The 25,906-nt window shown below is 57.9% G+C and carries 27 protein-coding genes and 1 pseudogene; 19 read left to right on the top strand and 9 right to left on the bottom strand.

The genetic code is table 11. The features are described from left to right. Positions 1-135: 135 nt before the first annotated feature. Both DNI29_RS24290 and DNI29_RS21350 read right to left on the bottom strand, forming a co-directional pair. Positions 136-468, bottom strand: a complete 333-nt coding sequence (locus DNI29_RS24290) for a hypothetical protein (protein WP_123823361.1) — start codon at positions 466-468, stop codon at positions 136-138. 149 nt (positions 469-617) lie between these two features. Continuing rightward, positions 618-1,115 carry a hypothetical protein gene (locus tag DNI29_RS21350; protein WP_110980173.1) on the bottom strand — a complete coding sequence of 166 codons (498 nt, stop codon included), beginning with the start codon at positions 1,113-1,115 and terminating at the stop codon, positions 618-620. A gap of 119 nt (positions 1,116-1,234) precedes the next feature. Here DNI29_RS21350 and DNI29_RS21355 point away from each other — a divergent pair, with 119 nt between their 5' ends. Both DNI29_RS21355 and DNI29_RS21360 read left to right on the top strand, forming a co-directional pair. After that, the gene (locus DNI29_RS21355) at positions 1,235-2,212 is read left to right on the top strand and encodes an NAD(P)H-quinone oxidoreductase (protein ID WP_110980174.1); all 978 of its coding nucleotides are present in this window, start codon (positions 1,235-1,237) and stop codon (positions 2,210-2,212) included. Between the two features lie 113 nt (positions 2,213-2,325). Next, positions 2,326-2,985: an NAD(P)H-binding protein gene (locus DNI29_RS21360; protein ID WP_110980175.1), complete on the top strand. Its 660-nt coding sequence runs from the start codon at positions 2,326-2,328 to the stop codon at positions 2,983-2,985. A 72-nt stretch (positions 2,986-3,057) separates the two neighbouring features. Here the strand turns inward: DNI29_RS21360 and DNI29_RS21365 are convergent, their stop codons facing one another. After that, the gene (locus tag DNI29_RS21365; RefSeq protein WP_110980176.1) at positions 3,058-3,681 is read right to left on the bottom strand and encodes a thioredoxin family protein; all 624 of its coding nucleotides are present in this window, start codon (positions 3,679-3,681) and stop codon (positions 3,058-3,060) included. Positions 3,682-3,802: 121 nt separating this feature from the next. Next, positions 3,803-4,294, bottom strand: coding sequence for a TlpA disulfide reductase family protein (locus DNI29_RS21370; protein ID WP_110980177.1), 492 nt, complete (start codon positions 4,292-4,294; stop codon positions 3,803-3,805). A 181-nt stretch (positions 4,295-4,475) separates the two neighbouring features. Between DNI29_RS21370 and ispG the strand changes: the two genes are divergently transcribed. From ispG to DNI29_RS21395, 5 genes are all read left to right on the top strand, one after another. Further along, positions 4,476-6,533 carry a (E)-4-hydroxy-3-methylbut-2-enyl-diphosphate synthase gene (gene ispG, locus DNI29_RS21375; protein ID WP_110980178.1) on the top strand — a complete coding sequence of 686 codons (2,058 nt, stop codon included), beginning with the start codon at positions 4,476-4,478 and terminating at the stop codon, positions 6,531-6,533. An 85-nt stretch (positions 6,534-6,618) separates the two neighbouring features. Next, positions 6,619-6,909, top strand: coding sequence for a hypothetical protein (locus tag DNI29_RS21380; RefSeq protein ID WP_110980179.1), 291 nt, complete (start codon positions 6,619-6,621; stop codon positions 6,907-6,909). Continuing rightward, positions 6,902-7,288 carry a hypothetical protein gene (locus tag DNI29_RS21385; RefSeq protein ID WP_110980180.1) on the top strand — a complete coding sequence of 129 codons (387 nt, stop codon included), beginning with the start codon at positions 6,902-6,904 and terminating at the stop codon, positions 7,286-7,288. Before DNI29_RS21380 ends, DNI29_RS21385 begins: the two co-directional genes overlap by 8 nt. A gap of 32 nt (positions 7,289-7,320) precedes the next feature. Continuing rightward, positions 7,321-8,016, top strand: a complete 696-nt coding sequence (locus tag DNI29_RS21390) for a Rossmann-fold NAD(P)-binding domain-containing protein (protein WP_110980181.1) — start codon at positions 7,321-7,323, stop codon at positions 8,014-8,016. Between the two features lie 78 nt (positions 8,017-8,094). Next, the gene (locus tag DNI29_RS21395; RefSeq protein ID WP_110980182.1) at positions 8,095-8,415 is read left to right on the top strand and encodes a DUF6984 family protein; all 321 of its coding nucleotides are present in this window, start codon (positions 8,095-8,097) and stop codon (positions 8,413-8,415) included. 167 nt (positions 8,416-8,582) lie between these two features. On the opposite strand, the gene DNI29_RS21400 is transcribed toward DNI29_RS21395, so the two are convergent. Further along, positions 8,583-8,843 carry a hypothetical protein gene (locus DNI29_RS21400; RefSeq protein ID WP_123823362.1) on the bottom strand — a complete coding sequence of 87 codons (261 nt, stop codon included), beginning with the start codon at positions 8,841-8,843 and terminating at the stop codon, positions 8,583-8,585. A 253-nt stretch (positions 8,844-9,096) separates the two neighbouring features. Here DNI29_RS21400 and DNI29_RS21405 point away from each other — a divergent pair, with 253 nt between their 5' ends. Both DNI29_RS21405 and DNI29_RS24990 read left to right on the top strand, forming a co-directional pair. Next, positions 9,097-9,300 (top strand): transposase, encoded by a 204-nt coding sequence (locus DNI29_RS21405; RefSeq protein ID WP_110980184.1) that lies wholly within the window; start codon positions 9,097-9,099, stop codon positions 9,298-9,300. 386 nt (positions 9,301-9,686) lie between these two features. Then, positions 9,687-9,791: pseudogene (locus tag DNI29_RS24990) on the top strand (IS5 family transposase); the annotation flags it as partial. 132 nt (positions 9,792-9,923) lie between these two features. Here DNI29_RS24990 and DNI29_RS21415 read toward each other — a convergent pair. After that, positions 9,924-10,379 carry a nuclear transport factor 2 family protein gene (locus tag DNI29_RS21415; RefSeq protein WP_110980186.1) on the bottom strand — a complete coding sequence of 152 codons (456 nt, stop codon included), beginning with the start codon at positions 10,377-10,379 and terminating at the stop codon, positions 9,924-9,926. A gap of 384 nt (positions 10,380-10,763) precedes the next feature. Between DNI29_RS21415 and DNI29_RS21420 the strand changes: the two genes are divergently transcribed. The 5 genes from DNI29_RS21420 to DNI29_RS21435 all read left to right on the top strand — a co-directional run bounded on the left by DNI29_RS21420 (position 10,764) and on the right by DNI29_RS21435 (position 14,869). Further along, positions 10,764-12,530: an AMP-dependent synthetase/ligase gene (locus DNI29_RS21420; RefSeq protein WP_110980187.1), complete on the top strand. Its 1,767-nt coding sequence runs from the start codon at positions 10,764-10,766 to the stop codon at positions 12,528-12,530. A gap of 268 nt (positions 12,531-12,798) precedes the next feature. Further along, the gene (locus tag DNI29_RS24755; protein WP_180754489.1) at positions 12,799-12,972 is read left to right on the top strand and encodes a DUF6728 family protein; all 174 of its coding nucleotides are present in this window, start codon (positions 12,799-12,801) and stop codon (positions 12,970-12,972) included. Positions 12,973-13,056: 84 nt separating this feature from the next. Then, the gene (locus DNI29_RS21425) at positions 13,057-13,425 is read left to right on the top strand and encodes an MmcQ/YjbR family DNA-binding protein (RefSeq protein ID WP_110980188.1); all 369 of its coding nucleotides are present in this window, start codon (positions 13,057-13,059) and stop codon (positions 13,423-13,425) included. Between the two features lie 278 nt (positions 13,426-13,703). Continuing rightward, positions 13,704-14,147 (top strand): Rrf2 family transcriptional regulator, encoded by a 444-nt coding sequence (locus DNI29_RS21430; RefSeq protein ID WP_110980189.1) that lies wholly within the window; start codon positions 13,704-13,706, stop codon positions 14,145-14,147. 71 nt (positions 14,148-14,218) lie between these two features. Then, on the top strand, positions 14,219-14,869 hold the full coding sequence (locus DNI29_RS21435) for an NAD(P)-dependent oxidoreductase (RefSeq protein WP_110980190.1): 651 nt from the start codon (positions 14,219-14,221) through the stop codon (positions 14,867-14,869). 115 nt (positions 14,870-14,984) lie between these two features. Here the strand turns inward: DNI29_RS21435 and leuS are convergent, their stop codons facing one another. From leuS to DNI29_RS21450, 3 genes are all read right to left on the bottom strand, one after another. Next, a complete protein-coding gene (leuS, locus tag DNI29_RS21440) occupies positions 14,985-17,762 on the bottom strand; it encodes a leucine--tRNA ligase (protein WP_110980218.1) in 2,778 nt (925 codons plus the stop codon). A 93-nt stretch (positions 17,763-17,855) separates the two neighbouring features. Then, entirely contained in the window at positions 17,856-19,022 is a 1,167-nt protein-coding gene (locus tag DNI29_RS21445; RefSeq protein ID WP_110980191.1) for a metallophosphoesterase, read from the bottom strand. A 216-nt stretch (positions 19,023-19,238) separates the two neighbouring features. Further along, positions 19,239-20,234, bottom strand: a complete 996-nt coding sequence (locus DNI29_RS21450) for a hypothetical protein (protein ID WP_162303696.1) — start codon at positions 20,232-20,234, stop codon at positions 19,239-19,241. Positions 20,235-20,485: 251 nt separating this feature from the next. Between DNI29_RS21450 and DNI29_RS21455 the strand changes: the two genes are divergently transcribed. The 5 genes from DNI29_RS21455 (at position 20,486) to DNI29_RS21475 (ending at position 25,851) form a co-directional block, all read left to right on the top strand. Next, the gene (locus DNI29_RS21455; RefSeq protein WP_110980193.1) at positions 20,486-21,325 is read left to right on the top strand and encodes a TssN family type VI secretion system protein; all 840 of its coding nucleotides are present in this window, start codon (positions 20,486-20,488) and stop codon (positions 21,323-21,325) included. Positions 21,326-21,394: 69 nt separating this feature from the next. Continuing rightward, positions 21,395-22,570, top strand: a complete 1,176-nt coding sequence (locus DNI29_RS21460; protein WP_110980194.1) for a hypothetical protein — start codon at positions 21,395-21,397, stop codon at positions 22,568-22,570. Between the two features lie 30 nt (positions 22,571-22,600). Next, on the top strand, positions 22,601-23,503 hold the full coding sequence (locus tag DNI29_RS21465; RefSeq protein ID WP_110980195.1) for a hypothetical protein: 903 nt from the start codon (positions 22,601-22,603) through the stop codon (positions 23,501-23,503). A gap of 42 nt (positions 23,504-23,545) precedes the next feature. After that, complete coding sequence (locus tag DNI29_RS21470) at positions 23,546-23,971, top strand: GPW/gp25 family protein (protein ID WP_110980196.1); 426 nt, start codon at positions 23,546-23,548, stop codon at positions 23,969-23,971. Positions 23,972-24,006: 35 nt separating this feature from the next. Further along, the gene (locus DNI29_RS21475; RefSeq protein WP_110980197.1) at positions 24,007-25,851 is read left to right on the top strand and encodes a type VI secretion system baseplate subunit TssF; all 1,845 of its coding nucleotides are present in this window, start codon (positions 24,007-24,009) and stop codon (positions 25,849-25,851) included. The last annotated feature ends 55 nt before the right edge of the window (positions 25,852-25,906 follow it).

The raw sequence follows: 25,906 nt of genomic DNA on the forward strand, positions 1-25,906 counted from the left end.
CCTTTGGCGCACCAACCTCTGGCTATCTATGTATTGAAGCCGCTGCCGTACACTAACGAGAGCCTCAGGCTGAATACTTTGCGCCGTTTGAGGGGGTAGCAACCCAAAGAAACCAGCACAAGGATAAGGCGTGGCCTACCTCCCACTGCGGTGTTGCGCTTCTGCGGCTACCACCTTATCCACCACCAATATCATTTGTGAAACCAGCAGTTGCCAATCGGGGAGGGAGGTAAGCTGAAGGCGACCTTGCTGCAGCTGTTGGTGCAGGGTATCGAGGTAGGCGAACTGTTGTCGGAGCGAGGGGCCATCGAGGTGCAGAAAACGGCCGTAAGGAAGAGAGAAAATTTCGTCGATAAAGAATTGAACGGCGTGCTGCAACTGTACTTGGTCGGCGGGATTATCTTGCTGCAAAGTAGGCAGTTGGTTACGCAGCTCCCGGAGCCTGGATAAGGGCAAAGAATGATTCATGTAGAAAATAGAGCAGGAAGTGGTAGCACACGTGCTAATATGTTATAAAATATATACGAATAATTATGAATTATAAGCACCTCAACAGTAATTTCCTTGGTTTACTCAGAAAAATGCCCGCCGGTAAGGCCGCAATTATTCTGCTTGGTTTAAGTCAGAAGCTGGGTTTGAGCGGCATCATCGGGTAGCAGCTCCGCGCCAGTGCCGTGGTCGGGAGCAAGGCGCTTCCAGGTAGCGCGTTTAAGTTCCTCTAGGCGTAATAGCATGTCCTGCACCGTTGTATGCTCCCGCACTTTGTCGAATAAGCCTGATTTCTGCCCGGCTTTCACCAACTGCTCCAGTACCACGGGCAGAATCCAGCCCACCACGTTCGAGGCCAGCGCGCCACGCAGGCCCAGGCGCACCAGCAAACGGGCCGTCATGCGCTCCAGCAATAGGGTGCGGGCAGCGGGCAGGGCCTTGCTGGTGAGAAAGTCGCGCACCAGTTGCACGTTTCCTTTCTGCACTTCGGCCCGCAACACTTCCTGCACTGAGTCCAGGGCTGATTGAGCGGCTTTGCGGAACAACCGCCCGGTTTGCCAGGCAGCCAGCCCAGTGAGTTGGCCGGCCGTGCGCAGAAAGTGCGGAAACAGGGAAATCTTTTTCATGCTCTAAGAAACGCAAAAAGCGGAGGGAAGGGTAGGCCCACAACAGACTACCTGCCCAGGCCGCCAAACTTCCGGCGCGGCGGCTCGTTACTTTCCTGTCCTTCTCTTTTCCTGCCCCCATGAATGCCATCGTTATAGCTCAGCCCGGCGGCCCCGAAGTACTAGAGCTGCGCCAACTGCCGCGGCCCGCACCTGCGCCGCACGAAGTGCTGGTTAGGGTAGCAGCAGCCGGCGTAAACCGCCCGGATGTGCTGCTGCGCCAAGGCAAGTACCGCGGCAGCGGCGACGTGAGCGGCTTGGTGCCGGGTTTAGAGGTAGCGGGCGTGATTGAATCGTGCGGCGCGGCCGTCACCCGCTGGCAGCCTGGCGACGCGGTGTGTGCTCTGCTGGCCCAGGGCGGCTACGCCGAGTATGCCGCCGTAGATGCCCGCCACTGCCTACCCCTGCCCAACGGCTGGACCCTGGCCGAAGTCGCCAGTCTGCCCGAAACCGTGTTTACGGTGTGGCATAATGTGTTTCAGCGAGGGCAGCTCCAGCCTGGCGAAACGCTGCTGGTGCATGGCGGAAGCAGCGGCATAGGCGTAACGGCCGTGCAACTGGCCCACGCCCTGGGCAGCCAGGTGGCCGCCACGGCGGGCTCGGTGGAAAAATGCACCGCTGTACGGAGCTTAGGAGCCGACTGGGCCATTAATTACAAAGAGGAGGATTTCGAGCAAGTATTGACGGAAGCCGGTGGGGTAGACGTCATTCTGGATATGATTGGCGGCGACTATACAGCTAAAAACCTGCGGCTGCTCCGCGACGACGGGCGGCTGGTGTTCATCAACGCCATGCAGGGTAGCCAGGCCAGTTTCAATGCCCTAGAGGTAATGGCGCGGCGGCTTACCATCACGGGCAGCACCCTGCGGCCACGCTCCGCCGAGTTTAAGGCTGCCCTGGCAGCGGAGGTGGAGCGCCATGTATGGCCGCTGCTGGCGGCCGGCAGTGTGCGGCCGGTTATTCATGCCACCCTGCCGCTGGCCCAGGCCGCCGACGCCCACCGCCTGCTGGAAAGCAGCGCCCATATCGGCAAAATCGTGCTGACGGTGGATGGCTAGGCCGGCAGGCGTGCTGTCCGTATCGCTACTACATATGACCCAGCGGCGACGTAAGCATTGAGCTTCTGCAACAGACACTTTTCACTTCGCACACCTACTCTTTTCCTCTTTCTATGCGCACTGCTCTTCTTATTGGCGCCACCGGGTTGGTTGGCGACCATCTGCTCCGGCAATTGCTGCTTGATGAGCGGTTTGACCGTCTGAAAGTGTTCGTCCGCCGCCCTACGGGCTATCAGAGCCCTAAACTGGAAGAGCACGTAGTGGATTTCGACCAGCCCCAGGCTTGGAGCGAGGCCCTGACTGGCGACGTGCTGTTTTCCACGCTGGGCACTACCCTGCGCCAGGCCGGCAGCCAAGAAGCCCAGTACAAGGTCGATTACACGTATCAGTATCGCACGGCCCAGGCAGCGGCCTCCCACGGAGTGCCCGTCCTGGTGCTGGTTTCCTCGGCTGGCGCTGATGCCGATTCCTTTGTGTTTTACAATCGGATGAAGGGTGAGCTGGAGCGCGATATCAAGCGCCTGCCTTTCCAACGTATCCGGATTCTGCAGCCTGGGGTATTGGCCGGCGGCCGCGCCCAGGTGCGGCTGGGCGAGAAGGTAGGGTTGGTGCTGGCCTCGGTGGTAGGCGCGGTGCCGCCGCTGCGAGGCTACCGCCCCGTTCATGCTCGCATAGTAGCCCAAGCCATGATTAATGCGGCCCTGGACGAAACGCCCGGCGTCAGCACCGACACGTTGGAGGGCGTCTTTACCCGGGCCGGACAAGCAGCATAATTAGCTATGACTACCCACAAAAAAGCCCGCTAGGTAGCGGGCTTTTTTGTGGGTAGTAACTGCAAAACAAGGCTAGGCCCGCTTCCATTTGATGGTGCAGCCAATGGCTTTGGTAGAGTTTACCGAGGCCGGTTTACCAGCAATGATGTCGGTCATGGCGTTTTCCAGGTACTTGGTCTTTACCAGTTTGGCGTCCTCGGAGTTGTCGTCAATGGCTCCGATGTAGCTCACCACGAAGTCGTTGCCTTGGCGGGTGAGTACGTAGAGGTGGGGCGTGCGGGTAGCGCCGTACTGCCGGGCTACCTGCTGGGTTTCGTCCTGGAGGTAGGGGAAGGCGTATTTCTTGTCCTTGGCCCGCTTCTGCATGTCGGCGAAGGAGTCGCCGGGCGCTACGGCCGGGTCGTTGGGGTTAATGGCCACCACGGGGTAGCCTTGGGCGGCATACTTGGTGTTCAGATTGATGATGCGCTGCTCGTAGGCCTTGGCGTAGGGGCAGGTGTTGCAGGTAAACACCACAATGTAGCCCTTGGCGGCCTTGTTATCAGCCAACGATACCATCTTGCCGTCCACGTTCCGGAGCTTGAAGTCGGCGGCTTTGTCGCCCACTTGGTACCCCGCATCCGCCGGCCGAAGCACGATAAAGCTGCTCAAGGCCAGCACCAAGCAAGCCGCCAGAAAAGGAAGAAGCTTTTTCATAAGATGACTGGAAAAAGGTGAAGGAGGAAGATTTCAGGTGTCATTCCGCGCTGAGCAAGGAATCTGGGTTTATCATTCGAACAGTCTACCCCTAGGTTCCTCACTTAGCGCGGAATGAGAGTTATTTCACGAAAGCTTGCAGCTGTTTCTGCAATTCCTCGGCCGATAGTTCCTGCTCAAACGTGGCACGCTTGTGCTTGGCGTTGTTCAGGATAATGGTAAACGGCAGGGCTCCGGTCCACTTGGTATCTACCTTGTCAAGATAGGTATTCGGGTCGGTTTCATTGAGCAGCACCACTTCCGATTTCAAGGCGCGCTTCTGCACGAAGGGCTTCACTTTCTTGTCGAGCTGAGAGGCGTAGTCCATGCTTACCAGCAGCACTTTCACTTTCTGCTTGGCGTAGGTGGTCGTGAGCTGGTCGAAGTGGGGCAGTTCCTTCACGCAGGGCGCGCACCAGGTAGCCCAGAAGTTGACCACATACGTGGTATCGGTGGGCCGGCTCAGGCGCTTCTGCAGCTCTGGCAGCTTAATAACGTCCACTTTCTGGGCCTGTCCGGGCAACGCTAGGAGGAGGAAGGCAGCGGCCAGCACAAGAAATTTCAGTTGGTTCATGATAAAAGGGTAGGAGTTATAGTAAAGACAGTTGAGCCGGCCAGAAGTTGCGGCGACCTAAACGAGTATAAAGACTCTTCACCTCTTGGCGTTGAGTGACCCGCGTCATTTCCTACCCCTATGTTGAGCACAATCCTTGCTTACCTTTGTTATTCCTCTGAAAAAGCCTCCCCATCGGGTTATGAATAAGATCTATTGCCCCAGCCTCACCGAATATAAGCGCCGTTTGTCCCGCGAAGTCCAGCTCGGCGACCTGCCCATGGGCGGGCTCAACCCCATTCGGGTGCAGAGCATGACCACCGTGGACACTATGGATACGCTGGGCTCGGTGGAGCAAACCTTGCGCATGGTGGAGGCCGGCTGCGAGTACGTGCGCATTACGGCCCCCAGCGTAAAGGAGGCCCAGAACCTGCTGGAAATCAAGAAGGAGCTGCGCAAGCGTGGCTGCAACGTGCCCCTTATTGCCGACATCCACTTCACGCCCAACGCTGCGGAGCTGGCCGCCCGCATCGTGGAGAAGGTGCGCGTGAACCCTGGCAACTACGCCGACAAAAAGAAGTTCGACGTCATTGAGTACACCGATGCTACCTACGCCGCCGAGGTGGAGCGCATCCGGGAGCGGTTCCGGCCCTTGGTGCAAATCTGCAAGCAGTACGGCACGGCCATGCGCATCGGCACCAACCACGGCTCCCTCTCGGACCGCATCCTGAGCCGCTACGGCGATACGCCGTTGGGTATGGTGGAATCGGCCCTGGAGTTTCTGCGTCTCTGCGAGGAGGAAAACTACTACAACGTGGTCTTGAGCATGAAGGCCAGCAACACCCAGGTGATGGTGCAGGCCTACCGCCTGCTGGTGCAAAAGCTTGATGAAGAAGGCCTGCAGCCTTACCCCCTGCACCTGGGCGTAACCGAAGCCGGCGAGGCCGAGGACGGCCGCATCAAGAGCGCCGTGGGCATTGGCACGCTGCTGGAAGATGGCCTCGGCGACACCGTGCGCGTGTCGCTCACCGAAGCACCGGAAGCCGAAGCGCCCGTGGCCCGCGCCCTGATTGACCGCTACACTACCCGCGCCCAGCAGGCCAAGCCTATTGCCCCGCTGACCGACGATTTTACGGCGGGGGCTACGGCCGGAGCGCACGAGTTTAAGCCGGAGCTAATCAGCAACGACGCTGCTCTATCGCCGATTGACCCCTTCCAGTACCATCGCCGCGTTACGCGCGAGGTGCTGAACCTGGGCGGGCAGAACGTGCCCCGGGTGATGGCCGACCTCTCGCGCCTGCCGGGCCTGGAGTACGCCGACCTGCGCGCTGCCGGCCACCTCTACTCGGCCTTCCTCGACAAGTTCCAGATGAACGACCTCGGGGCCGACTACGTGTACTCGGGCCAGCGGCCCATTCCGTTTATGCTGCCCAACGGCCTGAAGGAGGTAGTGGATTACACGGCCTGGCTGGATGGCGGCCAGCGCTCCGAGCACTACCCCGTGCTCACGCCGGCTGAGTACGCCGCGGCCGGCGCCCGGCACCCGGAGCTGAACTTCGTGTTCCAGAACCTGGCTTCGCTGACGCCCGCCGCCCTGGAACAGCTGCGCCAGGATACCACGGCCGTCCTCATTCTGCACACGGATAACGCCCACGCCATGCCGGAAATCCGGCGGGCCTTCTTCCGGCTGCTGCACAGCGGCGTTACGAACCCCGTACTCATCAACCGCCAGTACCCGGCTCTCACGCCCGAGCAAACCCAGCTCTACGCCGCCACCGACGTAGGCGGTTTGCTCCTCGATGGCCTCGGCGACGGGGTAGTGCTAAGCACCGAGTTGCTGCCCGAGCGCCCGAAAACCGAGTGGCTTCAGACTATCGACCAGCTCAATCAGCTCTCCTTCGGCATCCTGCAGGCGGCGCGCACCCGCATGAGCAAGACGGAGTACATCAGCTGCCCCAGCTGCGGCCGCACCTTGTTCGATTTGCAGGAAACCACCGCCATGATCCGCAAGCGCACTGACCACCTGAAGGGCGTGAAAATCGGCATCATGGGCTGCATCGTGAACGGCCCCGGCGAAATGGCCGATGCCGACTACGGCTACGTGGGCGTGGGCAAAGGCAAAATTGCCCTCTACCGCGGCCAGGAAGTCATCAAGAAATCCGTGCCCGAAGAGCAAGCCGTGGACCAACTCATCGACCTTATGCGTGAGGATGGCAAGTGGATTGAGCCGGTACGATTGGAGGAGCCGGTAGTGGGGTAATTCAAAAACAAACAAGGCCGACTGATATTAGTCGGCCTTGTTTGTTTTTGCTAGGCAGTGCACAATTAGATCTAATAAAAAATTTATGAGCCTTTTTACTGTGATTATGGAATTTGAAGGCGGAACATACGCTTCACAGGTAACTGCTGAGCATGAAGCATCTGTCTTGAAAAATTGGATTTCTAAATTAGAAACGAAAGCAATACCGAGGATTGGTGAGAAAATTAAGAAGCGTATGCTTCAAGATATTTATTCAGATGAGGAAAGATACCAGCCAGTCTTATTGAAAGACTGCTACAATGTCTGGTGTGTTACTTTTTTGATTTTGGGTCGTTTTATGCTCCTCACTATTATAAAAACAGAACAAGATGGCTGAATCCGTTAATCCGTCATTGCATGATGCAGTTGTTAGTCAATTTGCATTTGACTTTGTGCGGGGCCGACTTGAAGCAGTTATCTGGAGAAAGGAGGAAGATAATAGTATAGTGTGGTGGCAGCTCATGATATCTGGTGTCAGTAATAAAAACGATGTACAGCTAGCTTACATTACTATAAACAATATTTTGGCGAAAGAAAAGCGTGCTGAATTAGGGTTTAGGATAAATGAATTTAGCTGTAAAAAACAACCGGATTCTGGGAGACAGTCTGTTTACCTTGTTGAGTTATTCATTGATTATTTAGAGCCGATGAGAATAGAATGTGCAAAGTGTACCTTGCGCACCCTAGAAAGTAAACTATTTGCGGCTAATCCTTAAAACATCTGCACTCCTCATCCGTCTGCTACCCCATGAAACTACGTGTGATAGTAACCGGAACTACCGGTATGGTGGGAGAGGGTGTGCTGCTGGAATGTTTGAACAGCCCCGAGGTAGAGCAGGTATTGTCCGTAAGCCGCAAGCCTAGCGGCCGACAGCACCCCAAGCTGCGGGAAATTCTGCACGCGAACTTCCAGGACCTGACGCCGATTCAGGACCAGTTGACGGGCTACAACGCCTGCTTTTTCTGTTTGGGCGTGTCGTCGGTGGGGATGAAGGAGCCGGAGTACCGCCGCCTCACCTACGACCTGACCCTGCACTTCGCCCAAACGCTGCTACCCCGCAACCCCGGCCTAACCTTCTGCTACGTGTCGGGCGCCGGCACCGATGGCACGCTGAAAAGCCGCCAGATGTGGGCCCGCGTGAAGGGCGAAACCGAAAACGCCCTGCAGCAGCTTGGTTTCCAGGATGCCTACATGTTCCGGCCGGGCTTTATGAAAGCCACGCCGGGCCAGCAGCATGTGTTGTCGTACTATAAGTATATTGACTGGCTGTACCCGGTGCTACGGGTGATAACGCCCAAGTATGTTTCTACGCTGGCGGAAGTCGGGCAAGCCATGATGCGGGTAGCGCAACGTGGCTACCTCAGGAAAGTGCTGGAAGTGCCGGATATCGTGGCACTGGCCAACCTGCAACAGCGGCAGGCTTCGCCGATATTGGAGGGGTAGTACCCAGGCCGAAAACTACCCGTATACTTCCTGGGCCTGGATTTCTGCGAAAGAGCAACCGAAGCAGGCCCGGAAAGCATGAACCAGCGCCCTCTACACCTGCCGGAACTTGGCCTGCTGATCTATCTGCTACGGGATGCCCCGGAGGCGGAGCATCTGCTGGCGGCCCTGCATACGGTGCGGGTGACGGAGGTAGCGGTCGGCGCAACCGGCAGCCTCCGCTTCCTCAGCGCTACCCCTCATCGGCGCCTAGGTCAGCAGATAGCTACCACCCAATTCCTGGACGAAGACGGCGTGCCGGTGCTCGTGTCGCTGTACCTGGACCAGGTAGGGGAACTCTACGAGCTGGATTGCTGGAAAGTAGATGACACGCCCGTAAAGCGCATTCCGGCCTTCTGAATATGGAATATGCTTGTCATTCCGAGCTTAAGCGAGGAATCTGGGGTAATCGTTATATGGTGAATCCATATTCTTCACTTAGAGCGTGTTTGGGAATTCAAAGCCCAGTCATGCTGAGCCTGTTGAAGCAGTGTGAACAAACGGCCTTATCGCAAATTTCAAATGCTTTAAAGCGTTTGAAATGGCTGTAGAATCTTCTGCTCCCACTTGGTCGCTTCCTCCTGGGTCAGCGGGCCACTGAAACCGGGGTCCAGCTCCTGCCTATTGGTATAGCGCAGTCGATCAATCAGAAAGTACACGTCGCCGCTAGCAGGCAGCACTTTGCCGCGATACTCGTTTCTCCCGACGTAGTAACTGCACTGCCCCTTGGCCAGAATATACTGCTCGTTCCACTTGACGGCGTCGCAGCCCCCTGGAATGACAGGCACGGTACCGCTTATATACAAACCTGTGCCGCCGGGAACGTGCCGCAGGGTGAATTCCGAGTCTATAGAAATGTGCGGTTCGCAACTGACTAAGCTCAGAGTCAACAGTATGGCTAATGGAATCTTACACATAGTGGTGAGGGATTTTCAACTCGCAGCAGCTAAGCGGAACCGTGCTGTTTCAGGAATAGGCCAGCAGGTAGATACAGACGAGCCAGTAAGTTGCAAAGGGAGTTCCTAGGCTCCGGTTTGCATTATGGTTGAGTGCTATCAACCCCTTACTGACTCGCAATGGCAAGGTATCACGCCGTGGCTGCCGCTGCAACGCAAGCGGCGGCTGAGTTTGCGCGCGGTGGTGGACGCGCTGCGCTACATGTGCCGCTCGGGCTGCCAATGGCGATGCTTGCCGGCGGCGTTTCCGCCCTGGTCGGCGGTGTATTACTACTTCCGCCGCTGGTAGCAGGACGGTACGTTGCAGCGGCTGACCCGGGCCCTAAACGAGGCGGATTGGCAAGCGCAGGGGCAGCCGGCCACGCCGTCCGTGCTGTGCCTGGACAGCCAAAGCATCAAGTTGGCCCCGCGCATCGCCGAGCACCGCGGCACGGACGGGGGCAAGTGCGTCAACGGGCGCAAGCGCCAACTGCTGGTGGACTAGCAGGGCCGCGTCTGGGCCTGCTGCGCGCACGCGGCCAACCTGCACGACAGTGGTCAGGCGCGGTGCCGCTCTTGTTGCAGCACCACCAATGGGGCCCGCGCCTGACCACTGTCGTGCAGGTTGGCCGCGCCTACCGCGGCTATTTCACCGAAGGGCTGCTCGCCCGCGGCTTACGCAACGAGGCCAGCAGCCGCCCGCCTTCGACCCGCGGCTTCGTGCCGGTGGGCTGCCGCTGGGCGGTGGAACGCACCTTCGCCTGGCTCAACTTATTTCGGCGCCTAGTGATGGACTACGAGTACACACCCGAGAGCCATGCCGCCTAGATTCTCTGGGCAAACGTCACGCTATGCCTCAACCGACTAATTTGAATTCCCAAACACGGTCTTAAGCTCGGAATGACAACCGTAGGCGCTCCTTGTGGCGGTTGACTACTTGCACTTTTCCTTGCGGCGCGTATCGATGACGTGGGCAATGCGCCAGCCCTCGGCTAGCTTCACTAGCTGAAACGAGTTGTAGCCGCAGTGGCTGAAGGTGCTACCCACGTAGAACTCGTACGGCGTCCAGACGCTGGCTAGGTTGGCGTCAATCAGTACTTTATCAAAGGTGATGCGCTCATCATAGGCATCCTTGTGCGGAGTGCCCACCATCTTCACGAACCCCGCCGGATTCTCGGGCCGCAACTGCGTCTGACCGCCCTTGGTGCTGATGGTATGAAACACGGCGCCGGGCGCCAAGGTGGCCCGCACCATTGTGCTGTCACCCTTGCGCATGCCCTCAAAAAAGGTCTGGATGGTACGCTTCACCGCCTCGGTTTCGTTGGCCGTTTTTTGGGCCAGGGCAGGTGTAGTTGCCAGGAGCAGGCAGGGGAGTAGCAGGTGCTTCATGGGGTAGGAAAGTTGAGTGTAAGCAAGGACGTAGTTTGAATGCACACGTTGCGGTTGAGATAGAGGAGTAACTGGTGTTAAGTAGGGCAGAAATCTAGTAGGGCACCAATCGTTGTCATCCTGAGCAGTGCGAAGGACCTCTACCGGGGGTAACACCTTTTAATTAGCCAGAGGTAGAGGTCCTTCGCACTGCTCAGGATGACAGGGGTAAATGGTAGTGACAAGTGTAAGTGACAGATAATGCAACAATACATTACTATCAGCTCTTGCTCCCATCAACCAACGCTACCGTAAAATTATGGGCTATCCCCTCGTAGCGGCTCAAACAGGCTATTTTTGCAGGAGCAAGGAATCCAACTGTAGCCCTTGTTCGTTTGCCTTTGCATGGAAATCCGCCGCACCTTCGACCTGCTTACCCACCTTATTGCTACCTCACCCCAGGCCGATTGTCTGGTAGAAAAGAAAGCCGGCACCTGGCAGCCGCTCAGCACTACCCGCGTGCAGGAGCTGAGCAACCAGGTTAGCCTGGGTTTGCGCCAGCTCGGCATCGGGCGCGGCGACAAAGTAGCCATCATTTCGGCTAACCGGCCCGAGTGGGTCATTGCTGATTTTGGTATTGCTCAGTTGGGGGCCGTGAGCGTGCCCATGTACCCCACTATTACGGTGGAGGACTACCGGCATATTTTCCAGGACGCCGGGGTGCGCGTGGTGCTGGTGCAGGACAAAAAGCTGCTGGCCCGGGTGCAGCAGGCCGTGGCCGGCTTGGCCCACGGTCCCGAGCATATCTTCACCTTCGACAAAGTGGAGGGGGTAGGGCATTTTGGCGAACTGCTCGCGCTGGGTCAGGGCGAAAACCCCGCGGAGCTGGAGGCGCTGAAAGCCGCCGTGCAGCCCGACGACCTGCTGACCCTGATTTATACATCCGGCACCACCGGGCGGCCCAAGGGCGTGATGCTCAGCCACCGCAACATTCTGTATAACTGCGAGAACCTGACCGGCTACCTACCCATGCCGGCAGGCCAGAAGGCGCTCAGCTTTCTGCCGCTCAGCCACATTTTCGAGCGCACTGCTACTTACCTCTACCTGCTGTTGGGCTTTAGCGTGTGGTACGCCGAAAGCGTAGAGCGCATTGCTGATAACCTGCGCGAGGTGCAGCCCCAGGTGTTTACCACCGTGCCCCGCCTGCTCGAAAAAATCTACGACAAGATTGTAGCCCAGGGCCAGAAGCTGACCGGTGCTAAGAAAAAACTGTTCTTCTGGGCCCTGGACCTGGGCCTCCGCTACGATACGCAGAAGGACCAGGGCTTTTGGTATAACACCCAGCTAGCGCTAGCCAATAAGCTCATATTCAGTAAATGGCGCGAAGCCTTGGGCGGACAAGTGCGCTACATCGTGAGTGGGGGCGGAGCCCTGCAGCCGCGCCTGGCACGGGTGTTCTGGGCCGCCGGCATCCCCGTGATGGAAGGCTACGGCATGACGGAAACCGCGCCCGTAATTGCCGCCTCCCAGCCCGTAGCCGAAGGTAACTTTATTGGGGCGGTAGGCCCCGTGATTCCCGGCGTGGAAGTAAAACTGGCCCCCGACGGCGAAATCCTGACCCGCTCGCCCTCCGTGATGCAGGGCTACTACAACCGTCCCGACCTCACGGCCGAGGTGATTGACGCCGAAGGCTGGATGCATACCGGCGACATCGGCGAGTTTGTGCAGGGCAAATTTCTCAAAATTACGGACCGCAAGAAGGAGATGTTCAAGACCTCCAACGGCAAGTACGTGGCCCCGCAACCCCTGGAGTCCAAGATTTCGGAGTCGCCGCTGGTGGAGCAGGTGATGGTAGTGGGCGAGGGGGAAAAGTACGCGGCGGCCCTGCTGGTACCGGCCTTCGCCGAGCTGCGGGCCTGGGCCAAAAGTCATAACCTGCCCACCGACCTCTCCGACGCCGCCCTGGCCGCCCACGCGCAGGTGCAGCAGCTCTACGAGCAGCTAGTGCAGCAGGCCAACGCGGCCTTCGCCCAGTGGGAGCAAATCAAGAAAGTGGCCCTGCTGCCCACCCTCTGGAGCGTAGAGTCGGGCGAGCTGACGCCCACCATGAAAGTGAAGCGCAAAATCGTGAGCCAGAACAACCAACAGCGGATTGAGTCGCTGTTCCGGTAAGAGCCATCATGTTGAAGAGCAACCTTACTACTTGTCATCCTGAGCGGGAGCGAAGGACCTCTACCAAGGGTAACTACTTGCCATTATAACGGAGCGGAAGAGGTCCTTCGCTCCCGCTCAGGATGACAAATGGGTTATCCAAGAGAGCCGAAAAGCAACGAAGCAGGTTCCCTTCCCGCCCCGGATATAGACGAATGAATATCTTGCGAATTGTAAATCTTTCCGCCCCGGCGGATGTTATCAAAGCGTACCAGACAGCACTTCAATCATGCGCAAAGACCTGTTTAACTTCGGTCCGGCTCTCGGTTACTTTTTCCGCAAGCCCGACCCTACCCGCCACACCAACTTCAACCTGCGCACCATGCACTTCATCAATAAGCTGAGCATGGCCATGTTCCTGGTGGGGTTTATCATTCTGCTCTACCGCTGGTTTCTCCGCTAGTTTCCAGCCTTTCTTATAGAAGACCGCCCGGCTCCTCTCTCTAGCCCGGCGGTCTTTTTGCGTTTATCGGTTTACTTAGCGGCCATGAACATTGAAGACTTCCGCGACTACTGCCTGCTGAAAGCCGGCGTCACCGAAGAAACGCCCTTCGGTCCTGATACACTGGTATTTAAAGTGGCAGGCAAGGTATTCGCTCTTACCGACATCAACACCTTCGCTAGCATTAACCTGAAGTGTGACCCGGAGCGGGCCCAGGAACTGCGTGAGCAGTACGAGTACGTGCTACCTGGCTTCCACATGAACAAGAAGCACTGGAACACCGTGCTCATGGGCACGGGCATCCCTAATCGGCAGCTCCAGGAACTCATCGACCATTCTTACGACCTAGTCCGCGCTTCCCTACCCCGGAAACAGCGGGAAGAATTGGCCGCCGCTGAGCAGGAGGGGGAGTAGCTGGTCCGGGAGTGTGAATAGTGCTTATGCACAATTCCAGGCCGTCATTCCGAACGCAGTCGAGGAATCTCGCGTGCTGATGTGGGGATGGTATTCCAACGATTCGAGCGAGATTCCTCGACTGCGCTCGGAATGACAGGCATGTGTATTGATAGACTACTAATGCAGGGAACAGAAATTCTCTTAAAACCTTAGTGTAACTATTGTGGTTACAGTCGTATATTTGCCTCGCCGCGTGATAGTAGTTGCTAGCGCGAAGGCGTCGCTTACCCCTGATCATGCAGATTAGCAGCCGTTTCTCCGTCGCCGTCCACGTTCTTTCCTTGCTGGCTATGCAGCAGGAGGATGATGTATTGTTGACGTCGGAGCGGATGGCGGGGAGCGTAAACACTAATCCCGTCGTGATACGGCGGCTGCTGGGGCAGCTCAAAAAGGCTGGGCTGGTGGAAGTGCGCCCCGCTTCGGGCGGTACCTTCCTGACGCGCCAACCGGCCGCCATTTCCCTGCTCGATGTGTACCGGGCCGTGGAGGTGGTAGAGGAAGGACAGTTGTTCAGCGTCCACGACAAGCCCCTACCGGCTTGCTTGGTGGGCCGCAACATCCAGGCCGCGCTTGATACTACCTTACGGCGGGCACAAACTGCCATGGAGCAGGTGCTGGCCGGCGTAACCCTGCAGCAAGTCACCACCGAAATCCTGACGCAGGAAAACCTGAAGAACTAAATTTTTTTGCTCTGGATTGTAACTACGATAGTTACAGCCAGTTTCTATTTCTCACTTCACTTACCTACCTCATGAAAATTGCCCTCATTGGTGCTACCGGCTTTGTTGGCCCGAAACTGCTGCACGAAGCCCTCAACCGCGGCCACCAGGTAACCGCCATTGTGCGCGACCCCGCCAAACTCACGGAGCAACACGAAAACCTGACGGTAGTAACCGGCGACGTAAACCGGGTAGACGAGCTGGCCCAGCAATTGGCCGGTCACGATGTGGTGTTGAATTCCTTTAACGCCGGCTGGACCAACCCCAACCTGTATGAGGATTTCCTGCAGGGCTCCCGCAACATTCAAGCGGCCACGGAAAAATCGGGCGTGAAGCGCCTGATAGCCATTGGCGGGGCCGGCAGCCTCTATATCAACGGCCAGCAACTGGTTGATGGCCCTGAGTTCCCGGCCAACATTAAGCCCGGCGCCACCGCCGCCCGCGACTACCTCACGGAGCTAAAGCAGAACGATACTCTGGACTGGACGTTCTTCAGCCCCGCCATTGAGATGCACCAGGGCATCACCACAGGTCGTACCGGCCACTACCGCCTCGGCACCGAAAGCCCCGTCTTCAACGAAGAAGGCCGCAGCATTCTCTCCGCCGAAGACCTAGCCATTGCCATCCTCGACGAGGTAGAGAACCCCAAGCACATCCGCCAGCGCTTCACGGCAGCGTACTAGAAACCAGTTCCCCTCCTCATCTGAGGAGGGGAACTAGCTTTCTAGCTCTAGCTTTAAACGCAAAGGCCCACCGGATTTCTCCGGTGGGCCTTTGCTTTAACAATGGGGGTAGGAGTTAGACTACCACGTTTACCATGCGGCCGGGCACCACAATTACCTTTTTGGCTTCTTTGCCTTCGGCGTAGCGGGCCAGGATATCGGTAGCGCGCACAGCGGCCTCGATTTCGGCGGCGGTGGCGGTGGCCGGGAACTGCAGCTGCTCGCGCACCTTGCCGTTGATGGCTACCGGGTAGTTCACCGTGTCTTCTACAAGGTATTCCTCCTTGAACTCGGGGTAGGACGCCAAGCTGATGGAGCCAGCCTCGTGACCGAGTTTCTGCCACAACTCCTCGGCTAAGTGCGGGGCGTAGGGCGAGATGAGCACCACGAGCGGCTCCAGAATGGCGCGGTTGTGCGTGTTCAGGGCCGTGAGTTCGTTCACGGTAATCATCAGGGCGCTGACGGTGGTGTTAAACGAGAACTTCTCGATGTCCTCTTCCACCTTCTTGATGGCCTTGTGCAGGGCTTTCAACTCAGCAGGCTTGGGGGCCTCGTCGGTTACGGCGAAGTCGCCGTCCTGGGGGTGGTAGAGGCGCCAGAGCTTCTTGAGGAAGCCCGCTACCCCACTCATGCCATTGGTGTTCCAGGGCTTGAACTGCTCCAGCGGCCCGAGGAACATCTCGTACAAGCGCAACGCATCCGCCCCAAACTTCTCAATAAGCGTATCGGGGTTCACAACGTTGTACTTCGACTTCGACATCTTCTCGACTTCAACACCGCACACGTAGGTGCCATTGTCTTCAAGAATAAACTCCGCGTTGGTATACTCCTCGCGCCAGTTTTTGAAGGCGTCAATGTCGAGTATGTCATTCTCCACGATGTTAACGTCAACGTGCAACGCCGTTGTCTGATGCTGATCCTTCTTGCCCGCTGTAACGAATGTGTTCGTGCCATTAACGCGGTACACGAAGTTCGAGCGGCCGAGAATCATGCCCTGGTTGATGAGCTTTTGGAAGGGCTCATTCGCCGTAACGAGGCCGAGGTCCTTGAGGAAGAGATGCCAGAAGCGGGAGTAGAGCAAGTGGCCCGTAGCGTGCTCTGCACCACCCAGATATAAATCTACCTGCTGCCAGTATTGCTCGGCCTCCTGGCCCACGAAACGCTCCTGGTTTTCGGGATCCATGTAGCGCAGGAAATACCACGAGGAGCCAGCCCAGCCGGGCATAGTGCTTAGCTCGTAGTCGTACTGGCCCTTGTATTTCCAGTCCTTGGCGCGGGCCAGGGGTGGCTCGCCGGTTTCGGTGGGCTTGTACTCGTCGATTTCCGGGAGTACCAGGGGTAGGTCGGCTTCAGCCACGCCGTAGGCCACGCCGTCCTTATAGTAAATTGGGATGGGCTCGCCCCAGTAGCGCTGGCGGCCGAAGATGGCGTCGCGGATGCGGAAGTTCACCTTGCCTTTGCCAATGCCGCGCTCTTCAAGCTGCTGAATCAGGGTTTGGGTGGCTTCCTTGTAGCCCATGCCCTGGATGAGGCCGTGCAGGTAGGTACCTTCCTTGGTCGGGTCGGCCTGCTCCTCAATCTGCTGCTGATCTACTACCTGCACGATGGGCAGGTTGAAGTGCTTGGCAAACACGTAGTCGCGCTGGTCGCCGCTGGGTACGGCCATCACGGCGCCGGTGCCGTAACCGGCCAGCACATAGTCGGCAATCCAGATCTGGATGGGCTCGTTCGTGAAGGGGTTCAGGGCATAAGCACCGGTAAAAGCACCCGATACCGTTTTGGTATCAGCCATCCGGTCGCGCTCCGAGCGGCGCTTGGTGGCGTCGATATATTCCTGGATGGCCTGCTGTTGCTCAGGGGTGGTGAGTTGCTGCACCAGCTCGTGCTCAGGAGCCAGCACCAGGAACGTAGCGCCGTAAATGGTATCTACGCGGGTGGTGTACACCTTAATCTGCGCCTGCTCGTGGCCCTGCACCGCAAACGTCACCTCGGCCCCAATGCTCTTGCCAATCCAGTTGCGCTGCATCTCCTTCACGGCTTCGGGCCAGTCGATGGTATCGAGTCCCTGGAGCAGACGGTCGGCGTAGGCCGTGATACGAAGGTTCCACTGCGGCATCAACCGACGTTCCACGGGGAACCCTCCGCGCTCTGAGAGGCCATCTTTCACCTCGTCATTGGAGAGCACCGTGCCCAGGCCAGCGCACCAGTTCACGTAGGTGTCTGACTGGTAGGCGAGTCGGTAGGGGTGCACGGCCTGAAGCTTCTGCTTCTCGCTCCACATCTGCCACTGGCCGGCCGTGAAATCGTGGCGCTCTTCCTCGTCGCCGGCGGCGCGCACGCCCTGGCTGCCGTTCTCGGCAAACTTGTCGAGCAGGGTTTTCAGCGGCTCGGCGCGGTCGGTGTCGAGATTGTACCAGCTATTGAACAGCTTGAGGAAAATCCACTGCGTCCATTTGTAGTAGCTGGGGTCAGAGGTGCGTACTTCCCGGCTCCAGTCGTAGCTGAACCCCAGGGAGTTGAGCTGCCGGATGTAGGTATCGATGTTCTGCTCGGTGGTAATAGCCGGGTGCTGACCGGTCTGGATGGCGTACTGCTCGGCGGGCAGGCCAAACGAATCGAAACCCATGGGGTGCAGCACGTTGAAGCCCTGCAGGCGCTTGTAGCGCGATACAATATCGGAGGCAATGTAACCCAGTGGGTGGCCTACGTGCAGCCCAGCCCCGGAGGGGTAGGGAAACATATCCAGTACGTAGTATTTAGGCTTATCAGGCTGGTTGTCAGCCTTGAAAGTGTTGTGCTCTTTCCAGTGGGCTTGCCACTTCTTCTCGATATCCTGGGGATGGTAACCGGGCATGATGTACAGCTTCGTTGTAGCCGGCGAAAATACGGGCAATTGGCGGGAATGGCTAATGCGCGCGGCTTCGGCTGCTGCTACATACCAAGCTGGCTACCATAATGGCACTTTGGGGCCTCTGGTGTCCAGGGTGTAAAACGTGTCGCCAACTACCCAAACGGCCTGCATATAGCCTTTGGCCGTGTTTTCTTGGTGTGGCAGGTCAATGGCAAGCACCTGCCGGTTATAAAGGGCCGTGATGCGCTCCACCGGCGTGTGGCCCACTACCATGCGCGCAACTCCGTATTGCCGCAGCATCTGGCCGACTGCCGCAGCGGGTGTTTTTTCCTGTACCAGGCCACGGTACCAATCGGGGCTGAGCTGGCTATGCGTAACCAGTGCTTCCAGGCTTCCTTTACTAGGTGCCGTATTCCAAGGCCGGTCAAGGCCCCGACGGGCCAGGTTGTTGATTTCTGTAAGGGTGAGTTGTTTACTGGCTACTTCGGGGCTGAGGCCACCGTGCAGGAAAAGGGTAGACCCAATCTTTTCGACAACGTTTTTGGAGCGCAGCCAGCGGCCCAGCTCAGTGGTTGGGGTATACCACTTCTCATAGGGTAGGCCCAGCGAATCAGCATTCACGCGGTACTTGCGGCGCAGGTATTGGAGCTTTCCGGTGAGGTTCATTATCTCATGGTTGCCCAGGATGAAATGTACTTTGCCGCCGGCCTGCTCAGCCTCCTGCTCCAGCTTGTAAATCAGCCATAGGCATTCCGTCACGTTCAGGCCCCGGTCGAAAAAGTCGCCGACGAGCACCAGATGCCCCCGCCCAAAACGCCAGGTATGCGCTTGGTCCATCACGCCCGCCTTGGTTAGCAGTTGCCGGAATCCCTTGAAATTTCCTTCGATGTCCGACACTATCAGCATTTTTTCAGGGGTAGGGTACTGATCGGGCTGGGGGGTAGGGGCCGCCAGCCGAAGCGCAACCTGAAAGGACGAAGTACTGTCGGGGTAGCAGGTGATGGTAGCCGCCCCCGCTGGCAACGTATCGGTTGCTACCCGTACTCCATTGGTGGAGGGTATAATCTGCCGGCTGATGCGCTGGGTGCCGCGCAGCAGTACAATGGGTCCATCGGGCGCAAAGCCGGAGCGGTCTTGCTTGTATTTGATGGCGTAGTAGGGGAAGAAATAAAACTTCTCAATTTTCCCTAACTGAATAGCCGCAATGCCCGCAGCTATGTATAGCACATACACAGCAGCTAGTATCAGTATAAACTTCTTCATATAATCAGCAGGTTAGATGAGTTCGAATAGCTATGGTAATTATAATGCATAGTACCTTGTATTGCAAACTATAGAGGGTGTGATTTTATAGTCATGAGGATGTAACGATTTATATTTCAGGGGTTAAGTGAGAACAGGTGGGGTAGGCAGCTCTTTGCAAAGCATATATCCGCCTACCCCAACAAAGTCAGGCAACCTTACTTATTGTTGCTGCAGCTACAAACCGGCAGTAGTGTAGCCGAGTACGGCTGTATCACCGGTATCTGATAACACAAAGGATTCGCTGCTGGGGGCCATTTCGTAGCGCATGACCACATCCGTTTCAAAGGCAATAAAGTACCGACACAGCAACTCCAGCGCCCGCGACTGCCAGGAGGTAGTATCCAGGTACACTTCCAGCTCGGGGGTAGAAAGATGAAGCAAGCGGATTTCCAGCGCGGGCAACGTTTCCTGGTAGCCTCCGCTCAGCACAAAGTCGCGGCCCAACTCGCCAAAGCCGAGGGTAGCGCCCTGGGCCGTTGAGCCAGCTGGTAGGGTTTCGGGAGAGAAATGCAGGGGGGCTATCGGGCGCAGGCGCACGGCCACGCCTAGGATGCTTTCAAAGACTTGTTGGGTGCGGGGCAGGTCGCCCACAATCCGGTGAGCCAGGGGGAGCAGGTAGAGCAGGGTAGCAATATGCTGGGCGGGCAGTTGGCGGTCCAGTTCCCAGAAGCGCGCCAGTACCTCGTTGTACCACTGCCCCGATATACTGGTCATGTAATGCCGCTCTTCTTCTTCCAACAGCACCCGGAAGCGGTAGAACTCCTGCTCGAAAGGCGCGAAAAAGCGGCGCGTGGACTTTTCCCGGCGACGTTGGGCCTGAATGTCCTCTATCATACTCCGCACACCCTGCTGGTTGGGATTACCGGGCTGGTGGAATAGCTGCTGAGGTAAGGCATCGTAGAGGCCTTCGCGGTGCACCTCCACTACGGTTTTGGGATCTTGCCACCGCTCGGCCTGCTCCTCGCTTACCGTACCAATATCGGCGCGGTAGCGGCGGGCAAACAGGCTCACCGGCCGGATAACAAACTCATCGAACCGGTAGCCATGCGCCAGTAAGTCAGCCAGTACTACCTCCAGGCGCAAGTCGAACCCTTGCCGGCGCACCTGCTGCAGCAGGGCTGTAGGAGGAGTAGTGGGGAGCGGAGCAGGGAGGCTGGCGGCGCGAATCAATCGGGTATCAAAATGAAATACATCCGCGCTAGGGTTTGGCATACTATCTTTTTTCTGACAACTTACAATCGATTGGCTAGTACTTAAAAACCGGGACCAAGGCCTCAATTCTTTCAAATTAAGTAGAGTGAGTACGTTGGCTGGGCTCTTAAGTCGTCAATATTATACAATTGGCCATAAGTTAAGGCGGCTTTCTTTCCGCTTCGCCTTCGGCCCACAGTTTTCTTATTGATTAGTCGTAGTCAGCGCATATGTTGAATCTTAATCCCGAAACGCAGGCCCGCAGCGCAGCGGGTAATATGCTGTCGAATGCACGGGCGGGCCTGCAGCGGAATCCCACCTTTGTCAGTGTTTTTCTGTATTTGCTTAGCAGCCTGCTGTTGTTCGCCTTGCTTGGCGCGGGTGCCGTGTACAGCCCTTTTTCTTACAAAATCACCTTTTTACTGGTGCAGGCAGCTTCTTTGCTGCTAGGGGTTCTTCATTTGTTTGCTCAGCGGCGCTGGCTTTCCTGGTTTGATGAAGACAACTGGGCGCACGGCACCGTAATGACTGTGCTGGCCTGGATGGCCGGGGCTCTAGGCGTGGCCCTGCTGGTGTGGGTGCCCAACCTGGAAGACCGCACCCCGCCCACGGCCTTTGTCATGGCCACGCTGGCTGCTGTCATTCCGTACTTCTTCCATGAGGCGTACCGGGCCTGGAACCGGATTCCGATGAAGTACTACAAGCTCTGGCACTACCAGGCCAATGCGCAGGGCCCCGATTTGGCGCGCATGGACCTGAGCAACTTTATGGTGCTGCACTTTTGGATGTCGCGCCGCTTCGGGGAGTCGCTCTACCATGATTTTTCATCGAAGGCGCCGTATGAAATGCACCTGGGCGACCTGTTTCACATCTTCCTGACCGATTACAACGCCCTCAAGCCCGATCAGTCTTTGCAATATCTGGATGATCAAGGGCAGCCGTTCGGGTGGGTTTTCTACGCCAAGCAAGCCTGGTGGAAGCCTCGCCGCTACCTTGACCCCGACTATAGCTTCCGCGACAACTTCCTGAAGCAGGGCGACATTATTGTGGCCCGGCGTGTGCCTCGCTAGCCTCGGCTTGGTTCCGCAGCCGCTTGCCTAACTTGCGCCGCTCTCTATCCCATCCTTTCTGTTTTTACTATGCTACCCGAAATCAAGCACTACCCCGTGAACTGGGTTGATGGGATGAAAATATCCCGCCGTCATTTCACCGAGCTTGAACAGTTTACTACCGAGCACCTCCGCGACGCCACCGCCGTTGGCCTAAGTGCCCACCGCTACGGCCTGCTCCCGACCGATGGACACGGGCTTCCTTCTCTGGAGCTGCTGCTGAATGTAAACCAGCAGCAGGAAATACAGGCCCGGTTGCTATACTGCCGGGCCGTTACGGCCGGCGGAGCCCGCATTGAAATTACCAGTGCCAACGAGCCGCTAACCTTACACACCAGCCTGGCTCAGCTGCTACAGGAGTTTAACCTGACCGCCACGGAACAGCTGCGTTTCAGTGTAGTAGTATCGGTAAACCCCTATGTGCGCGTGCCTATGGGGCAGCCGGCAGTAGAGGAAGTTCCGCCCCGCCACCCTTACACCCGCCCGGAGTACCAGCTCAGCATTGTGCCTACCCAGCAGGTAAACACGTCGGCGGTCAGCTCTTTTCATCTGGTGGTGGGAGAGCTGCTCTACGCCGAAGGAGCGTTGCGCGTGGTGACGGGCTACATTCCGCCCAGCACGGCACTAGCCAGCCACCCCGATTTGCTGAAGTGGCTGCACCAATTGGAGCACGTGCTGCAGGAGGTAGAAACCGACGCCTTCAAAGTCATTCATAAGGTAAAGCTGCGCGCTGACAAGAAAAGCGCCCTCAGCGAGCATGTTCATTTCCTGGCTGAGCGCACCGTGTTTGCTTTGGCCCAGCACCTGACCAGCTTCCACCTTAGTGCTGCCGAGCAGCCGCCCATTTACTTGCTGGATGCCCTGATGCGCATGGGCAAACAAGTAAAAACAACCCTAGAGTGCCTGACGGAAGCCGAGCGGGAGGAGTTGCTGAAATACATAGAGCAGTGGTCGGAAACGGTGCCAGCCATCCTGCTGAACGCCTTGCAGGGGGTAGTAACTATGCGCTACGACCACCACCGCGTGCACGAGCACTTGGCCCAGCACCTGTCGCTCTGGCAGCTGCTGGCCACTATTTTCCGCCAGCTCACCCAGCTGGAGTACATCGGTAAGAACAAGGAAGGCTGGAAAACCTTCATCAACGAAAACCCCGTGGCCCCAGCCGTTGCGCCGGAGAAGCCCGTTTCGCGGTGGAATCCTTTCTAAGCTCTCTGGCCCGTTATCCTGCCCCCTCGCATGAAACCCCTGAACCACGCCGAACGAAATACCCGCCTCTGGAAATTCGCGCTGTTTTACGTGCTGGCCCTGGCCTTGCCCCTGATAGCCTCCTACTACCTGTTCTCCGACGGCTCTATTGCCGAAGAAAATCAAAAGCTGAAGCGGGAATTGGAGCGCACCCGCGACGAGCAGCACAAGCTGCTGGTGCAGCTGGATACGCTGACTTCCCATTTGCAGCGCATTGAATTGACCGACCGCCAACTGCGCACGGAAAGCAACGACCTGGTAGTCGGCGACCTGAACAAGCGCACCCAGGACTACCTCAACGCCATTGCTGTAACCCTGAGTGAGCTGCGCCGCGACTCCACCCAGATGCAGTTCCTGACCAACAAGCGCTTGGCTCACAACATCCTGCGCGACTTCGACCTGTTCCGCAGCAACCGCAGCACCGTTGATTTCCTGCGCCAGTCCCTGGATAAAAAGGGCATTGATGTATCGGGCAAGGAGGAAATGGCCGCCGAACTTGCGCAAACCAAGCAGCTCCTGGCTACCTACCAAGCCGCTGCTGCCAACCGGCCCGCGCCTGCTATGATGAGCAGTGGGGGCGGGGGAGGAGGCTCCGGCGGTGGCGGTGGGGGTAGTGCCCGCGCGGCCGATCTGCAACGCCGCCTGCAGGAAAGCATCACTCAAGTAGCTTTGCTCTCAGACCAGGTAAACTTTGCCAATGCCGACTGCCTGCGCCTGCGGTCAGCGGGCATGAGCAAAGAGCAGCGCAAGGAAATGCTGGAACAGTCGCGGAAGGGGTTTGTCGCCATTCTGCAGAACCCCAGCTCCGAGGACATGAAGGCCAGCGTGGAGAAAATGATTGACTCCATTGACAAAGAGCTGGGCCGCAAGCGAGGCATTTTTGGTTATAAATAGCCGGCCCGATCCTACCTGCTGCTACCCCCAGAACTACCGCGCATGAGCAACGAGTATTACCGCCTGCCGCTGAATTTCGAAGAGCTGCTGCAGCGGCAGCCCCTGGCGCGCTGCTCAGTGCAAGAGTCTATTGCCCAGCACCTGTACCTGATGCTGACTACCCACTTCGGCGAGTCGAGGTTTGACCCGGCCTTTGGCTGCGTGGTGTGGCAGCAGGATTTCGAAGCCATGACCAACATGCGCTGGAAAGACAATGTGCAGCGCTCTGTGGAGCAAATGGTGGCCGCCCGCGAGCCGCGCCTGGAGCAAGTAAAGGTGCTCGTGGGTATTGAAGATTTTGAGATGAAAGGCGTCAACCAGCGCATCCGGAAAAGGCTGGAGGTAACCGTGCGCGCCATATTGCGCCGTACCAACGAGCCGTTTGCCTTCCGGGCCAGCCTGTTTGTGGCGCCGCTTTCCGTTGTATAGAAAAAGCGCTGCTTTTAGTTTGCTACCTGCTAGTTATGCACCCATCCGAGGATTTTACCAAAGCCGGAATTAAAAGTCGCCTGACCCAGAAAGCGGCCGAAATGTGGGGCTACAGCGAGGCAGATCTGGATGGCTTTGACCCCCTGGTGCAACTGCTGCTGGAAGCCTGCGCCGTGGAGCTGGAAAAAATTGGGCAGGAAATCAACAATACGCAGTACCGGCTGGTAGAGCGCCTGGCAGGCCTGCTGAACCCCGACGTGATAGATGCGCCCCGGCCTGCCCATGCCATTGCTCAGGCCTACCCCCGGGAACCCCTGCTGCAACTTCCCGCCGACGCACAATTTGCTTTTCAGCGGCCCGTGCTGGGGCGCTCGGCCAGTGGTACGGCCACCTTCTTTTCGCCTTTGCAGAATACCCGCTTAGTGGATGGAGCCGTGCGCTACCTCGCTACCGACGACCAGGTGTGGCGCGTGGAGCAGGTGGGCCAGAAGCGGCCCCTGGCGGCGGCCCGCCCCGAGCCCGCCGAGTACCGCCGGCTGTGGATAGGGTTGGAGCTGAACCCCGAGGTAGCATCCCTAGCCGACCTGATCTTTTACTTCGACTGGTTGAATGAGCCCCGTCGTGAAGCCTACTTAAGCTACCTGCCCGGCGAAACGTGGCTGCTAGGTGGACTCCCTCTCAACGTAGCCCAGGGCCTGCGGGCGGCCGCCCCCGATGCGGAGCCGTTGCTTCACCAAGAGTATGATTTTCTGCAGCGGGTAGAAGAACAGGTTCGGCAGCTGTATGCTCCAGGCTTTGTGCGGGTGCAGTCGGGCCCGGGCACCGAGTTGCAGTTTTATCTGCGCGAGGCTTTTCCGGCGGCTCTGGCCGCTCGCTTCGCACCGGAAGTGCTGGAAACGCTGGCACAGCCGCTGATATGGCTAGAGGTGCGCTTCTCGCACGCCCTACCCCCCGAGGCGCTGGCAACCGTTACCTGCGGGCTCAACTGCTTTCCGGTGCTGAACCGCCGACTCAATAAGCAGTTGTTTCGTTTGCAACCCGCTCTGAATATCTTCCCGTTGGCCTCAGAAGAAGCATTTCTGGCTATTAAGGATATTTACAGCCTGCGCAACGTAGTCTTCCGCTCCACTACCCTCACCACCCTCGACGAGCACGATACGGATACCTATACCCTGCGGTACGGGGCGGGTCGGTTTGATGCGCGCTCGGGGAAGGAGGCGCTGCTGGAGCTGCTGGAACTGCTCCGCGACGAAAGCCGCGCCTTCACAGCCACGGGCACCGATTTCGTGGCCAACACCCTGCGCGAGCTCAACCAAAGCCTAGCCCGACTGGAAGAACGCATGGGCCAAGCCGACATCGAGCAAACTGGTGACCCGGCCCCTTACGTCATGCTCCGCCCGCGCGACGCCAATGATAGTGTGTACTTGGAGTACTGGTCGAGCGACGGGGAGGCTGGCAACCGCATTCCCAGTGGCAGCCTTCTGCAGGTGTTTGATGGGCACTACATTGATGCCGTACAGTTGGTGACTACCACTACCGGGGGGCGGGAACGGCCGCGGCCCGAGGAGCGGGTTTTCGCCTTGCGCAGAAACCTGCTCAGCCGTAACCGCATCGTAACGCTGGAAGACATTAGGGCGGCTTGCTGGGCCGAGTTGGGCAACCAGCTCAGCCAGGTGCATATCGAGAAAGGCTTCCGCACAGGCGGTTCACCCACGGCGGGTTTTGTGCGCTGCATCCGGGTGCAGCTGACTCCCGCGGCCACCAGCCGAATGTCGGGGCCAGAGTGGCAGCGCGCCGCCCATGAGCTGCAGGTGCTACTAGCCAGCCAATCGGCCATGAACCTGCCCTACGAGGTGAGTTTACTACCTGTAAAGGGGTAGCAAACTCAGCCACCGCAACAAGTAAAAAGCAGCGGGAACCGCCTAGCCAGGTGGC

The sequence above is a fragment of the Hymenobacter sediminis genome (assembly GCF_003231285.1).
In the GTDB taxonomy this organism is placed as follows: Bacteria; Bacteroidota; Bacteroidia; order Cytophagales; family Hymenobacteraceae; genus Hymenobacter; species Hymenobacter sediminis.